The organism is Streptomyces sp. NPDC057302, assembly GCF_042667685.1.
Taxonomy (GTDB): domain Bacteria; phylum Actinomycetota; class Actinomycetes; order Streptomycetales; family Streptomycetaceae; genus Streptomyces.
This window is the reverse complement of record NZ_JBHUZJ010000048.1, coordinates 1-14,340: the sequence shown is the minus strand read 5'-3', so window position 1 is coordinate 14,340 and position 14,340 is coordinate 1. Positions and strand designations below refer to the sequence as shown.

At 69.7% G+C, this 14,340-nt stretch carries 13 protein-coding genes; all 13 read left to right on the top strand.

Features of this window, described 5'->3' with window-relative positions; genetic code table 11:
• Window positions 1-32: 32 nt before the first annotated feature.
• The 13 genes from ACFUPX_RS28355 to ACFUPX_RS28295 all read left to right on the top strand — a co-directional run bounded on the left by ACFUPX_RS28355 (window position 33) and on the right by ACFUPX_RS28295 (window position 14,181).
• Complete coding sequence (locus tag ACFUPX_RS28355; protein WP_383328592.1) at window positions 33-1,685, top strand: UDP-N-acetylmuramoyl-L-alanyl-D-glutamate--2,6-diaminopimelate ligase; 1,653 nt, start codon at window positions 33-35, stop codon at window positions 1,683-1,685.
• Window positions 1,686-1,689: 4 nt separating this feature from the next.
• Complete coding sequence (gene murF / locus ACFUPX_RS28350) at window positions 1,690-3,102, top strand: UDP-N-acetylmuramoyl-tripeptide--D-alanyl-D-alanine ligase (protein ID WP_383328589.1); 1,413 nt, start codon at window positions 1,690-1,692, stop codon at window positions 3,100-3,102.
• Entirely contained in the window at window positions 3,099-4,169 is a 1,071-nt protein-coding gene (gene mraY, locus ACFUPX_RS28345) for a phospho-N-acetylmuramoyl-pentapeptide-transferase (RefSeq protein WP_249590431.1), read from the top strand. The genes murF and mraY overlap by 4 nt, the downstream gene beginning before the upstream one ends.
• Entirely contained in the window at window positions 4,151-5,584 is a 1,434-nt protein-coding gene (gene murD / locus ACFUPX_RS28340; protein ID WP_383328585.1) for a UDP-N-acetylmuramoyl-L-alanine--D-glutamate ligase, read from the top strand. The genes mraY and murD overlap by 19 nt, the downstream gene beginning before the upstream one ends.
• A gap of 81 nt (window positions 5,585-5,665) precedes the next feature.
• Complete coding sequence (gene ftsW, locus ACFUPX_RS28335) at window positions 5,666-6,988, top strand: putative lipid II flippase FtsW (protein WP_383328582.1); 1,323 nt, start codon at window positions 5,666-5,668, stop codon at window positions 6,986-6,988.
• Window positions 6,989-6,994: 6 nt separating this feature from the next.
• On the top strand, window positions 6,995-8,089 hold the full coding sequence (murG, locus tag ACFUPX_RS28330) for an undecaprenyldiphospho-muramoylpentapeptide beta-N-acetylglucosaminyltransferase (RefSeq protein WP_160504531.1): 1,095 nt from the start codon (window positions 6,995-6,997) through the stop codon (window positions 8,087-8,089).
• Window positions 8,090-8,123: 34 nt separating this feature from the next.
• Window positions 8,124-8,939: a cell division protein FtsQ/DivIB gene (locus ACFUPX_RS28325; RefSeq protein ID WP_383328578.1), complete on the top strand. Its 816-nt coding sequence runs from the start codon at window positions 8,124-8,126 to the stop codon at window positions 8,937-8,939.
• Between the two features lie 275 nt (window positions 8,940-9,214).
• Window positions 9,215-10,438 carry a cell division protein FtsZ gene (gene ftsZ, locus ACFUPX_RS28320; protein WP_383328575.1) on the top strand — a complete coding sequence of 408 codons (1,224 nt, stop codon included), beginning with the start codon at window positions 9,215-9,217 and terminating at the stop codon, window positions 10,436-10,438.
• Window positions 10,435-11,166: a peptidoglycan editing factor PgeF gene (gene pgeF, locus ACFUPX_RS28315; protein ID WP_383328572.1), complete on the top strand. Its 732-nt coding sequence runs from the start codon at window positions 10,435-10,437 to the stop codon at window positions 11,164-11,166. The genes ftsZ and pgeF overlap by 4 nt, the downstream gene beginning before the upstream one ends.
• A 6-nt stretch (window positions 11,167-11,172) precedes the next feature.
• Window positions 11,173-11,892 carry a YggS family pyridoxal phosphate-dependent enzyme gene (locus tag ACFUPX_RS28310; protein ID WP_383328569.1) on the top strand — a complete coding sequence of 240 codons (720 nt, stop codon included), beginning with the start codon at window positions 11,173-11,175 and terminating at the stop codon, window positions 11,890-11,892.
• A gap of 124 nt (window positions 11,893-12,016) precedes the next feature.
• Window positions 12,017-12,661, top strand: coding sequence for a cell division protein SepF (locus ACFUPX_RS28305; protein ID WP_383328566.1), 645 nt, complete (start codon window positions 12,017-12,019; stop codon window positions 12,659-12,661).
• Window positions 12,662-12,731: 70 nt separating this feature from the next.
• Complete coding sequence (locus ACFUPX_RS28300) at window positions 12,732-13,016, top strand: YggT family protein (RefSeq protein ID WP_361188804.1); 285 nt, start codon at window positions 12,732-12,734, stop codon at window positions 13,014-13,016.
• A gap of 46 nt (window positions 13,017-13,062) precedes the next feature.
• Complete coding sequence (locus ACFUPX_RS28295) at window positions 13,063-14,181, top strand: DivIVA domain-containing protein (RefSeq protein ID WP_383328562.1); 1,119 nt, start codon at window positions 13,063-13,065, stop codon at window positions 14,179-14,181.
• The last annotated feature ends 159 nt before the right edge of the window (window positions 14,182-14,340 follow it).

Genomic DNA, 14,340 nt, shown 5'->3' with positions numbered 1-14,340 from the left:
CTGCCAGGCCGGCGCCCCACCAGGACAAACCCGTGACAACGATCACCCCGAGGCCGGGGAACCAGCCCCCGCCACACCGCCCGCTTCGCCCAACAGCCGGTGCGCCCGGTACGCTCACCGCCGTGCCACACGCCGATCAGTCCCAAACCACCCAGAAGGGCGTTCCCGTGACATATCCGGGACCGCCGCGGCCGGTCCAGGTCTCCGCGACGCCGCTCGCCCGGATCGCCGACCAACTGGGCGTCGCCGCCCCGGGCACGGGGGAGGTCAGCGGCATCACGCACGACTCCCGTGCGGTCCGCCCCGGCGACATCTACGCCGCGCTGCCCGGCGCCCGGCTGCACGGCGCCGACTTCGTCGCCCAGGCGGCCGACCTCGGCGCCGCCGCGATCCTCACCGACCCGACGGGCGCCGAGCGCGCGGCCGTCACGGGCCTGCCGGTCCTGGAGGTCGCCGACCCGCGCGGTTCCATGGGGGAGCTCGCGGCCACGGTGTACGGCCATCCGGGGCGCGATCTGCTCCAGATCGGCATCACCGGTACGTCCGGCAAGACCACGACGGCCTACCTCGTCGAGGGCGGCCTCAAGGGCATCCGGTCGACCGGCCTCATCGGCACGGTCGAGATGCGCATCGGCGACGAGCGGATCAAGTCGGAGCGGACGACCCCCGAGGCGACCGACCTCCAGGCGCTGTTCGCGGTGATGCGCGAACGCGGCGTCGAGGCCGTCGTCATGGAGGTCTCCAGCCACGCCCTCGTGCTCGGCCGGGTGGACGGCTGCGTCTTCGACGTCGCCGTCTTCAACAACCTCAGCCCGGAGCACATGGAGTTCCACTCCGACATGGAGGACTACTTCCAGGCCAAGGCGCAGCTGTTCACCAAGCTGCGCTCCCGGCTCGGAGTGGTCAACTTCGACGACGAGTACGGCCGCAGGCTCATCACCGAGTCGGAGGTCCCCGTCACCACCTTCTCCGCCGAGGGCCACCCCGACGCCGACTGGCGCGCGCAGGACGTCGAGGTCATGCCGTTCGACTCCACGTTCGTCGCGGTCGGCCCGAAGGGGGAGCGGATCACCGCCAGGTCCCCGCTCGCCGGCCCCTTCAACGTCGCCAACACGCTCGCCGCGATCGTCTCGCTGGCCGTCGCGGGGATCGACCCGCAGCAGGCCGCCGACGGTGTCGCCGCGGTCCCGGGCGTCCCCGGCCGCCTGGAGCGCATCGACGAAGGCCAGCCCTACCTCGCGGTCGTCGACTACGCCCACAAGACGGACGCCGTCGAATCGGTCCTGCGCGCCCTGCGCAAGGTCACCGAGAACAAGCTGCACATCGTCCTCGGCTGCGGCGGCGACCGGGACAAGACCAAGCGGATGCCGATGGGCGCCGCGGCGGCCAGGCTCGCCGACACCGCCGTACTGACCGCCGACAACCCCCGCGGCGAGGACCCCCTGGCGATCCTCGCCACGATGCTCGCCGGCGCCGCCGACGTGCCGGCCCACGAGCGCGGCGACGTCGCCGTCTTCGAGGACCGCGCCACCGCCATCCGCGCGGCCGTCGCCCTGGCCGAACCGGGCGACACGGTGCTCGTCGCGGGCAAGGGCCACGAGCAGGGGCAGGACATCGCCGGGGTGGTGCGTCCCTTCGACGACCGCCAGGTACTTCGCGAAGCTATCCAGCAAACCCAGGGATGAATCTGTGATCGCCCTCTCCCTCGCCGAGATCGCCACTGTCGTCGGCGGGCAGACCCACGACATACCGGATCCGTCCGTCCAGGTCACCGGCCCGGTCGTCAGGGACTCCCGTGAAGTGGAGCCCGGCAGCCTCTTCGTCGCCTTCGTCGGCGAGCGCGTCGACGGCCACGACTACGCGTCCGCGGTGGTCGAAGCGGGCGCCGCCGCCGTCCTGGCCGCGCGCCCCGTCGGCGTACCCGCCATCGTCGTCGACGACGTGCAGGCGGCGCTCGGTGCCCTCGCACGGCACGTCGTGGAACGCCTGGGCGCGACGCTCGTGGCGCTCACCGGCTCCGTCGGCAAGACGAGCTGCAAGGACCTGCTCGCCCAGGTCCTGCGCAGCAAGGCACCCACGGTCTTCACGCCGGGCTCGCTCAACAACGAGATCGGCCTGCCGCTCACCGCCCTCAGCGCCACCGACGAGACACGGTTCCTCGTCCTGGAGATGGGCGCCCGCGGCATCGGCCACATCCGCTACCTCACCGGCCTCACCCCGCCGAAGATCGGCCTCGTGCTCAACGTCGGCACCGCCCACATCGGCGAGTTCGGCGGACGCGAGCAGATCGCAGTGGCGAAGGGTGAACTCGTCGAGAGCCTGCCCGCCGACGGCACCGCGGTCCTCAACGCCGACGACCCGCTGGTGCGTGCCATGGCTTCGCGCACGAAGGCGCGCGTCCTGCTCTTCGGAGAGGACGCCGACGCCGACGTACGTGCCGAGAATGTCCGGCTCACGGACAGCGGACAGCCTGCCTTTACGCTGCACACACCCACCGGGTGCAGCGACGTGACCTTGCGGCTGTACGGTGAGCACCACGTGTCGAACGCGCTTGCCGCGGCCGCCGTCGCCCATGAGCTGGGCATGTCCGCAGAAGAGATCGCCCGCGCGCTCTCCGACGCTGGCACGCTGTCCCGCTGGCGGATGGAGGTCACCGAGCGCCCGGACGGCGTGACGGTCGTCAACGACGCCTACAACGCGAACCCCGAGTCCATGCGAGCCGCCCTGCGCGCGCTCGTGGCCATGGGCAGGGGACGTCGTACGTGGGCGGTGCTCGGTCATATGGCCGAGCTCGGTGACGAGGGGCTCGCCGAACACGACGCGGTCGGACGGCTCGCCGTCCGGCTGAACGTGAGCAAGCTCGTGGCAGTCGGGGGCAGGGAAGCGTCCTGGCTCCAACTGGGCGCATACAACGAGGGTTCGTGGGGTGAGGAGTCGGTGCACGTGTCCGACGCACAGGCGGCGATCGACCTGCTGCGCAGCGAGCTGCGCCCGGGAGACGTCGTGCTGGTGAAGGCTTCCAGATCGGTCGGTCTCGAGCGGGTCGCCACGGCGCTGCTCGACGGCTCCGCGTCGTCCGAGGGGCAGGTCGCCGGCCGATGAGGCAGATCCTCTTCGCGGGTGTGATCGGGCTCTTCCTGACCCTGGTCGGAACCCCGCTCCTTATCAAGTTCCTGGCCCGCAAGGGCTATGGGCAGTTCATCCGGGACGACGGCCCGCGCGAGCACCACAGCAAGCGCGGTACGCCGACCATGGGTGGCATCGCCTTCATCCTCGCCACGCTCATCGCGTACTTCCTCACGAAGATCATCACGGGTACGGAGACCACGCTCTCCGGGCTCCTCGTGCTCTTCCTGATGGCGGGCATGGGCCTGGTCGGCTTCCTCGACGACTACATCAAGATCGTCAAGCAGCGCTCGCTCGGCCTGCGCGCCAAGGCGAAGATGGCGGGTCAGCTGATCGTCGGCATCGGCTTCGCCGTGCTCGCGCTGAACTGGCCGGACAGCCGCAACCAGACCCCGGCCTCCACCAAGCTGTCGTTCGTCACGGACTTCGGCTGGTCGATCGGCCCGGTGCTCTTCGTGGTCTGGGCGCTGTTCATGATCCTCGCGATGTCGAACGGCGTGAACCTCACCGACGGCCTCGACGGCCTGGCCACCGGCGCCTCCGTGATGGTCTTCGGCGCGTACACCTTCATCGGTGTCTGGCAGTACCAGGAGTCCTGCGCCAACGCCGTCACGCTCACCAACCCGCAGGCGTGCTTCGAGGTCAGAGACCCACTCGACCTCGCCGTCGTGGCCTCCGCACTGATGGGAGCCTGCTTCGGCTTCCTGTGGTGGAACACCTCGCCCGCCAAGATCTTCATGGGTGACACCGGCTCGCTGGCCCTGGGCGGCGCGCTCGCCGGACTGGCGATCTGCTCCCGCACGGAGCTGCTCATCGCGCTCCTCGGCGGCCTGTTCGTCCTGATCACCATGTCCGTCGTGATCCAGGTCGGCTCCTTCAAGATGACCGGCAAGCGGGTCTTCAAGATGGCGCCACTGCAGCACCACTTCGAACTCAAGGGGTGGTCCGAAGTCCTTGTGGTGGTCCGCTTCTGGATCATCCAGGGCATGTGCGTGATCGTCGGACTCGGCCTCTTCTACGCAGGATGGGCAGCCAAGAAGTGACCAGCTGGCAGGGGAAGAACGTCACCGTCGCCGGGCTCGGCGTCTCGGGGATCCCGGCGGCCCGCGTGCTGCACGGCCTGGGCGCCGTCGTCACGGTCGTGAACGACGGCGACGACGAGCGCTCCCGTACGCAGGCCGAGGAGCTGACGGCCGAGGGCATCACCGTCCGCCTCGGCGACGGGGCCACCCTGCCCGAAGGCACCGAACTGATCGTCACCACGCCCGGCTGGCAGCCGGACAAGCCGCTCTTCGCGGCGGCCGCCGCGGCGGGCGTGGAGGTGTGGGGCGACGTCGAACTCGCCTGGCGCCTGCGCGGGCGGGACGGCAAAGAAGCAGCGCCGTGGCTCGCGGTCACCGGCACGAACGGCAAGACCACGACCGTGCGCATGCTCGCCTCGATCCTGGAGGCGGCAGGTCTGCGGACCGCGGCCGTCGGCAACATCGGGGTTTCGCTCCTCGACGTCGTCACGGGTGACGAGCCGTACGACGTCCTCGCGGTGGAGCTCTCCAGCTACCAGCTGCACTGGGCGCCCTCGCTGCGCGCCCACTCCGCGACGGTCCTGAACCTCGCGCCCGACCACCTCGACTGGCACGGCTCCATGGAGGCGTACGCGGCCGACAAGGGCCGGGTCTACGAGGGCAATCAGGTCGCCTGCGTCTACAACCTCGCCGACAAGGCGACCGAGGACCTGGTCCGCGCGGCCGACGTCGAAGAGGGCTGTCGCGCCATCGGTTTCACGCTGAACGCGCCCGCGCCCTCGCAACTGGGCGTCGTGGACGGCATCCTGGTCGACCGTGCCTTCGTGCCGGACCGCCAGAAGCAGGCGCAGGAGCTCGCCGAGATCTCCGACGTGCAGCCGCCCGCGCCGCACAACATCGCCAACGCCCTGGCCGCCGCCGCTCTCGCGCGCGCCTACGGCGTGCCCGCGACGGCGGTCCGCGACGGTCTGCGCGCCTTCCGTCCGGACGCCCACCGCATCGAACACGTCGCCGACGTGGCCGATGTGGCGTACGTCGACGACTCCAAGGCCACCAACACCCACGCGGCCGAAGCCTCGTTGGCCGCCTACGAATCGATCGTGTGGATCGCGGGCGGACTCGCCAAGGGCGCCACCTTCGACGAACTCGTCACCAAGTCGGCCAAGCGGCTGCGGGGCGTCGTCCTGATCGGCGCCGACCGCGCGCTGATCCGTGAAGCCCTCGCGCGACACGCCCCCGAGGTCCCGGTCGTCGACCTCGACCGGACCGACACTGGGGCGATGTCCGATGCGGTACGACAGGCTGCGCGACTCGCCGAGCCGGGGGACACCGTACTGATGGCCCCGGCCTGTGCGTCGATGGACATGTTCACCAACTACAACAAGCGTGGTGACGCGTTCGCGGACGCGGTCCGCGAACTCGGCGCGAGCGCCTGACGCGGGCCCCTGCGGTCCGGGGGCGCCCGGCACCCTTAGGAGGGCACGTGGCAGCGTCGTGGTGTCTTGGCGGGGGGCCTGATGGCCGGCAGTAGCGGACGGGCGCCCACGCGCCTCGCCAGGCGGCCCGCGCCGGTCCGTTCCCCGGGCCCACCGCGCCCGCGGGGCGAGAACGCGGTGCGGCGGTTCTACACCCGGGTCAAGCGCGCCTGGGACCGGCCGCTGACCGCGTACTACCTCATCTTCGGCAGCAGCCTGCTGATCACCGTGCTCGGTCTGGTGATGGTCTACTCGGCGTCGATGATCCAGGCGCTCCAGCTGGACCTGCCCGCCGCGTACTTCTTCCGCAAGCAGTTCGTGGCGGCCGTACTCGGCTCGATCCTGCTGCTCGTGGCCATGCGCATGCCCATCAAGCTGCACCGGGCGCTCGCCTATCCCATCCTCGCGGTGACCGTCTTCCTGATGGTGCTCGTGCAGGTCCCCGGGATAGGGCGCAGCGTCAACGGAAACCAGAACTGGATCTATCTGGGCGGCCCGTTCCAGCTCCAGCCCAGTGAGTTCGCCAAGCTCGCCCTCGTCCTGTGGGGCGCGGACCTGCTCGCCCGCAAACAGGACAAGCGCCTGCTGACCCAGTGGAAGCACATGCTGGTGCCGCTCGTCCCGGTCGCCTTCATGCTGCTCGGCCTGATCATGCTGGGCGGCGACATGGGCACCGCGATCATCCTCACGGCCATCCTCTTCGGCCTGCTCTGGCTCGCGGGGGCGCCGACCCGGCTCTTCGCGGGGGTGCTCTCGATCGCGGCCCTGCTCGGCGTGATCCTCATCAAGACCAGCCCCAACCGCATGGCGAGGCTCGCCTGCATCGGCGCCACGGATCCGGGTCCCGGCGACCAGTGCTGGCAGGCCGTGCACGGGATCTATGCGCTCGCCTCCGGCGGATTCTTCGGTTCCGGGCTCGGCGCGAGTGTGGAAAAATGGGGTCAACTGCCGGAACCGCACACCGACTTCATCTTCGCCATCACGGGGGAGGAACTCGGCCTTGCGGGGACGCTGTCGGTGCTCGCCCTGTTCGCGGCTCTAGGCTATGCGGGTATCCGCGTGGCCGGACGCACGGAGGACCCCTTCGTACGGTATGCCGCGGGAGGCGTGACCACCTGGATCACGGCGCAGGCCGTGATCAATGTCGGTGCGGTGCTCGGTCTGCTGCCGATCGCCGGTGTCCCGCTCCCGCTGTTCTCCTACGGGGGTTCGGCCCTGCTGCCGACCATGTTCGCCATCGGACTCCTCATCGCCTTCGCGCGGGAGGATCCGGCGGCAAAGGCGGCCCTGGCCATGCGGCAACCTCGGGTGAGATGGAACACGATGAGACGGCGCGTCAAGGCGCGTTCGTCCGGAGAGCGGTGAATTTCGGTGCATGTCGTACTCGCCGGTGGGGGGACCGCCGGCCACATCGAGCCCGCGCTCGCCCTCGCGGACGCCCTGCGGAGGCAGGACCCGACCGTGGGCATCACGGCCCTGGGCACGGAGCGTGGACTCGAGACCCGGCTCGTACCCGAGCGGGGCTACGAACTCGCGCTGATCCCGGCCGTTCCGCTGCCGCGCAAGCCCACCCCTGAGCTGATCACCGTCCCGGGGCGGCTGCGCGGCACGATCAAGGCGGCCGAGCAGATCCTGGAGCGTACGAAGGCGGACTGCGTGGTCGGCTTCGGCGGCTATGTCGCGCTGCCGGGATACCTCGCGGCCAAGCGGACCGGTACGCCGATCGTCGTGCACGAGGCCAACGCGCGTCCCGGCCTCGCCAACAAGATCGGCTCGCGGTACGCCCACGGGGTGGCCGTCGCCACGCCGGACAGCAAGCTGCGCAACTCCCGCTACATCGGCATTCCGCTGCGCCACACCATCGCCACGCTCGACCGGGCCCGGGTCCGCCCGGAGGCGCGCGCCGCCTTCGGCCTCGATCCGAACCTGCCGACGCTCCTGGTCTCCGGTGGCTCGCAGGGCGCCCGGCGGCTCAACGAGGTCGTCCAGCAGGTCGCTCCGGTGCTCCAGCGCGCCGGGATCCAGATCCTGCACGCGGTCGGCCCGAAGAACGAAATGCCGTACGTCGAGAACATGCCCGGTATGCCGCCCTACATCCCGGTACCGTACGTGGACCGGATGGACCTCGCGTACGCCGCGGCGGACATGATGCTCTGCCGTGCGGGCGCGATGACCGTCGCCGAACTCTCCGCCGTCGGGCTGCCGGCCGCCTACGTACCGCTGCCCATCGGCAACGGCGAACAGCGGCTGAACGCCCAGCCGGTGGTCAAGGCGGGCGGTGGACTCCTCGTGGACGACGCCGAACTGACGCCCGAGTGGGTGCAGGGCAACGTACTCCCGGTGCTCGCCGATCCGCACCGGCTGTACGAGATGTCCCGCGCCGCATCGGAGTTCGGGCGCCGGGATGCCGACGACCTGCTCGTCGGCATGGTGTACGAGGCGATCGCGTCGCGCCGCAACGGGTGACGCGCCACTAGAAGGCACAAGAAGGCAGGGGACCGTGGCCGGACCGACCACCGCCGAACGGCAGAAGTCTGCTTCTGGTGGGTCCCGCCCGCCCCGTCCTCCCCGCCTGCCCCGCCTTCTGGGAGGTCGCGTACGTATCCCGCGACCGCGCACCCTGATCCTCTCGCTGGTCGCCCTCGTGCTGCTCGGCGCGGGAGGCGTCTGGCTGTTCTACGGCTCGCAGTGGCTGCGCGTGGAGCGCGTGACGACTTCCGGCACCCGGGTCCTGACCCCCGAAGAGGTGCGCGAAGCCGCCGCGGCGCCGGTCGGCTCGCCCCTGATCTCGGTCGACACCGACGCCATCGAGGACCGGTTGCGCGAGAAACTCCGGCGCGTCGACTCGGTCGAGGTCGTCCGTTCCTGGCCGCACGGAATCGGTCTGAAAGTGACCGAACGTAAGCCGGTTCTCCTTATCGAAAAGGGCGGAAAGTTCGTCGAAGTGGACGCCAAGGGCGTGCGATTCGCCACGGTCGGACACCGGGCGAAGGGTGTTCCACTCCTGGAATTGAGGCCGGATCGGGAGAACGCGGCGGCGAGTCTGCGCCGTTTCGACTCCCACCGCTTGCGCCGCGAGTCGGTACGGGTCGCGGGCGCGCTTCCGGCCGCCGTGGCCCGCGATACACGGGCCGTCAAGGTCCGTTCGTACGACTCGATCTCGCTGGAGTTGAGCGGCGGACGCACCGTAGCGTGGGGCAGCGGCGAGAAGGGCCGGACGAAGGCAAGCACACTCACCGCCCTGATGAAAGCCGCCCCCAAGGCACGGCACTTCGATGTGAGTGTCCCCACCGCCCCTGCGTCATCGGCGAGTTGACGCATATCGTCGCAGGCCAGCACCCTGGTTCTGCAGCGCTACGGCTGATCACATAGGGTGAAAAGAAAAACGGGAGGTTCGGCGTGTTCGTTGAACGTGCGCCACTTGTCGACTTAGTGTCCTGTTCGGAAGAGTCCAAGGAACAGACACACTGGTAACCCTAAACTTCAGCGTTAGGGTTCGGGTCGGCGTTCGGACCGTCCCATTCGGCATCAGTCGTCGCGGCGCGAACCCGCGAGGCGGCGACACGTAACTCGAGGCGAGAGGCCTTCGACGTGGCAGCACCGCAGAACTACCTCGCAGTCATCAAAGTCATCGGTGTCGGCGGCGGTGGTGTCAATGCCATCAACCGGATGATCGAGGTCGGTCTCAAGGGCGTCGAGTTCATCGCCATCAACACCGACGCGCAAGCCCTGTTGATGAGCGACGCCGACGTCAAGCTCGACGTCGGCCGTGAACTCACCCGTGGCCTCGGCGCCGGAGCCAACCCGGCAGTCGGCCGCAAGGCGGCAGAAGACCACCGCGAGGAGATCGAGGAGGTCCTCAAGGGGGCCGACATGGTCTTCGTCACCGCCGGCGAAGGCGGTGGCACCGGCACGGGCGGCGCACCTGTCGTCGCCAACATCGCCCGCTCCCTGGGCGCCCTGACCATCGGCGTCGTGACCCGGCCGTTCACCTTCGAGGGCCGTCGTCGCGCCAATCAGGCCGAGGACGGGATCGCGGAGCTGCGCGAAGAGGTCGACACCCTCATCGTCATCCCCAACGACCGGCTCCTGTCCATCTCGGACCGGCAGGTCAGCGTTCTGGACGCCTTCAAGTCGGCGGACCAGGTCCTGCTCTCCGGTGTCCAGGGCATCACCGACCTCATCACGACCCCCGGTCTGATCAACCTCGACTTCGCCGACGTCAAGTCGGTCATGTCCGAGGCGGGTTCGGCCCTCATGGGCATCGGTTCGGCGCGCGGCGACGACCGCGCGGTGGCCGCCGCCGAGATGGCGATCTCCTCGCCCCTGCTCGAGGCGTCCATCGACGGAGCGCGGGGCGTCCTGCTCTCCATCTCCGGCGGCTCCGACCTGGGTCTCTTCGAGATCAACGAAGCGGCCCAACTGGTCAGCGAGGCGGCCCACCCCGAGGCCAACATCATCTTCGGCGCCGTCATCGACGACGCCCTGGGCGACGAGGTCCGGGTCACCGTCATCGCGGCGGGCTTCGACGGTGGGCAGCCGCCGTCCAAGCGGGACACCGTCCTGAGCGCCTCGTCGGGCAAGCAGCGCGACGAGCAGCCGGCGGCCACGAGCCGTCCGGCCGAGTCCCGTTCGCCGTACGGCGGCCTGGGCAGCGTCACGTCGCACGACGAGGCGTCGGCTCCGGAGCCCGCCGAGTCGGCTCCGGTCAACGAAGCCCCGTCCGCGCCCGTGGCCCCGCCGCAGGTTCCGCCGGCCCGTCCGTACTCGGACAGCCAGGCCGAAGAGCTGGACGTGCCGGACTTCCTGAAGTGATAAACGGGCACAGCACCGCGAGCGGCGCGCACTTCGCCTTCACCGACCGGTGGGGCGGGGTGAGCGCCGTTCCGTACGAAGAGCTCAATCTCGGCGGCGCGGTCGGCGACGACCCCGAGGCCGTGCGGACGAATCGTTCGCTCGCGGCCACGTCGCTCGGCATCGACCCGCAGCGGGTCGTCTGGATGAACCAGGTGCACGGCCCCGACGTCGTCGTGGTCGACGGACCCTGGGGCTCCGAGGCCGAGATCCCGGCGGTCGACGCCGTGGTGACCGCCCGCCGCGGCCTCGCCCTGGCGGTCCTCACCGCGGACTGCACGCCCGTCCTGCTCGCCGACCCGGTCGCCAAGATCGCGGCGGCGGCCCACGCGGGACGGCCCGGCATGCTGGCGGGGGTCGTCCCCGCAGCGGTCGAGGCCATGGTGAAGCTGGGCGCCGACCCGGCCCGCGTCATCGCCCGCACCGGCCCCGCGGTCTGCGGCCGGTGCTACGAAGTACCCCAGGAGATGCGCGCCGACGCCGCGGCGATCGAGCCCGCGGCGTACGCCGAGACGAGCTGGGGCACCCCGGCGGTCGACGTGACCGCGGGGGTGCACGCTCAGCTGGAGCGGCTCGGGGTGCGCGACCGGGAGCAGTCGCCGGTGTGCACCCTGGAATCCGCTGACCACTTCTCCTACCGCCGCGACCGGACCACCGGTCGTCTCGCGGGCTATGTCTGGCTGGACTGATAGGGCATGACGGACCGTAAGGCACAACTCACCGCGAACCTGGCGGAGGTCGAGGAGCGCATCGCCGCGGCGTGCGCGGCGGCCGGTCGCAAGCGGGAGGAGGTGACCCTGATCGTGGTCACCAAGACCTACCCCGCGAGCGATGTGCGGATTCTCTCGGAGCTCGGCGTGCGGCACGTCGCCGAGAACCGCGACCAGGACGCGGCTCCCAAGGCCGCCGAGTGTGCGGATCTTCCCCTTACTTGGCACTTTGTCGGTCAATTGCAGACCAACAAGGTCCGTTCCGTGGTCAGTTATGCGGGTGTGGTCCAGTCCGTGGACCGGCCCAAGCTCGTCACCGCCCTGTCGGCGGGGGCGGTGCGCGCGGAGCGGGAGCTCGGCTGTCTGATCCAGGTCGCCCTCGACGCCGAGGAGAACGGCCGGGGCGAGCGCGGGGGCGTGGGCCCCGGGGGAATCGAAGAGCTGGCGGCGCTCGTGGTCGGGGCTCCGGGGCTGCGGCTCGACGGTCTGATGACCGTGGCGCCGCTCACCGGTCCGTACGCGGGGCGGCAACAGGCGGCGTTCGAGCGGCTGATGGAATTCTCAACCCTTATGCGCGCGGCTCATCCGGCTGCGAACATGGTGTCGGCAGGGATGAGTGCGGACCTCGAACAGGCCGTGGCGGCCGGGGCGACACATGTGCGCGTCGGAACGGCGGTACTCGGAGTCCGACCCGGGCTCGGGTAACGTCGCCAAGAAGTCGGACCACAGCAGAAAATATGGTCATTCTCGCTGTTGGGCGGGGAGACCTCGTGGATCGCGGGCAGTTGGTGACGACAGCCGATCCACCACAGAGCGGAGGACTCAGAGCATGGCCGGCGCGATGCGCAAGATGGCGGTCTACCTCGGCCTCGTGGAGGACGACGGGTACGACGGTCCGGGGTTCGACCCCGATGACGAGTTCGAACCCGAGCCGGAGCCCGAGCGGGACCGCCGGCGGCATGAGCCGCCACATCAGTCGCACCAATCCCGTCAGGCGCACGCGTCTGAAAGGGACGAATCGGTACGAGTGGTACAGCCCCCCGCACAGCGTGAGCCGGTCGCCCATTCCGCTTCGCTAGGCGCGGAATCCGGACGTCCGGCGCGAATCGCCCCCGTGGCATCCATCACACCTGAACGCCAGAGCCTGGAGAAGAACGCACCGGTGATCATGCCCAAGGTCGTGTCCGAGCGGGAGCCCTACCGCATCACCACGCTGCACCCCAGGACCTACAACGAGGCCCGTACCATCGGGGAACACTTCCGCGAAGGCACTCCGGTGATCATGAATCTGACCGAGATGGACGACACCGACGCGAAGCGACTTGTCGACTTTGCCGCCGGTCTCGTGTTCGGTCTGCATGGCAGCATTGAGCGAGTGACGCAGAAGGTGTTCCTGTTGTCGCCTGCTAACGTCGATGTAACGGCGGAGGACAAGGCTCGCATCGCAGAGGGCGGGTTCTTCAACCAGAGCTGAGACGTAAGTGACGCAGTAACGCAGAACCGGCAAACGCAGCACGAGTAACAGGGGAGAGGGAACCGCCAACATGGGCGTGGTCTTGCAGGTGCTTTACATCGCGCTGATGTGCTTCCTCATCGTGCTGATCTTCCGGTTGGTCATGGACTACGTCTTCCAGTTCGCCCGCTCATGGCAACCCGGCAAGGCGATGGTGGTCGTTCTGGAGGCCACCTACACTGTCACTGATCCACCGCTCAAGCTTCTGCGGCGGTTCATTCCGCCGCTGCGTCTCGGGGGCGTGGCGCTCGACCTGTCCTTCTTCGTACTGATGATCATCGTCTACATCCTGATCACCGTCGTGAGCGGCTTGTGAACGATACGGTCTTGCCGAATGCCGACGACTACGTTGAGGTGAAGAGATGCCGTTGACCCCCGAGGACGTGCGGAACAAGCAGTTCACGACCGTCCGCCTCCGAGAAGGCTATGACGAGGACGAGGTCGATGCCTTCCTCGATGAGGTCGAAGCCGAACTGACTCGCTTGCTCCGCGAGAACGAGGACTTGCGCGCCAAACTGGCCGCAGCCACCCGCGCCGCTGCGCAGAACCAGCAGCAGGGCGGGATGCGCAAGCCTCCAGAACCGCAGGACCAGCGCGGTCCTGGTGCTCCCGTGCCCGCCGCAATATCGGGCCCGCAGCCGGTGCCGCCGCAGCAGCAGCACCCGCAGCAGCACCAGCAGCAGCACCAGCAGATGGGCGGTCCGCCGCAGCTGCCCGGTGGTGCGCCGCAGCTGCCCGCCGGTCCCAGTGGGCACGGCCCGCAGCAGGGTGGTCCGCAGGGTCCAGGGCCGATGGGCCAGGGTGGCCCGATGGGCGGCCCCATGGGTGGTCCCATGGGCGGTCACGGTCCGCAGATGCCCCAGCCCGGTCAGGGCCCCGGCGGCGACAGCGCCGCTCGTGTGCTCTCCCTTGCCCAGCAGACCGCCGACCAGGCGATCGCGGAGGCCCGTTCCGAGGCCAACAAGATCGTCGGCGAGGCGCGTTCGCGTGCCGAGGGCCTCGAGCGTGACGCCCGTGCCAAGGCCGACGCCCTGGAGCGGGACGCGCAGGAGAAGCACCGCGTGGCGATGGGCTCCCTGGAGTCCGCTCGCGCCACGCTGGAGCGCAAGGTCGAGGACCTGCGCGGCTTCGAGCGCGAGTACCGCACGCGTCTGAAGTCCTACCTGGAGTCGCAGCTCCGTCAGCTGGAGACCCAGGCCGACGACTCGCTGGCCCCGCCGCGGACCCCGGCTGCTGCTTCGCTTCCGCCGTCCCCGGCGCCTTCCATGGCACCGGCCGGCGCGGGCGCCCCTTCGTACGGCGGCCAGCAGTCGATGGGCGGCAACCAGCCCACCGGCGGCCCGTCCTACGGTGGCGGCCAGCAGCAGATGTCCCCGGCGATGACTCAGCCGATGGCGCCGGTGCGGCCGCAGGCCCCCCAGCCCATGCAGCAGGCTCCGTCGCCGATGCGTGGCTTCCTCATCGACGAGGACGACAACTGACGGCCGTTTCCACGCCTTAGGCGTCGGCAGCGTTCAGGGCGAGGCCCCCAGTTCTTCTGGGGGCCTCGCCCTTTTCCGTCCCCTTTTCCGTCCCACTTCCGTCCTGACCCGCAACCCTGGCCCGCATCGACGAAGGCCCGGTCCCGCCAAGCTTCTGGC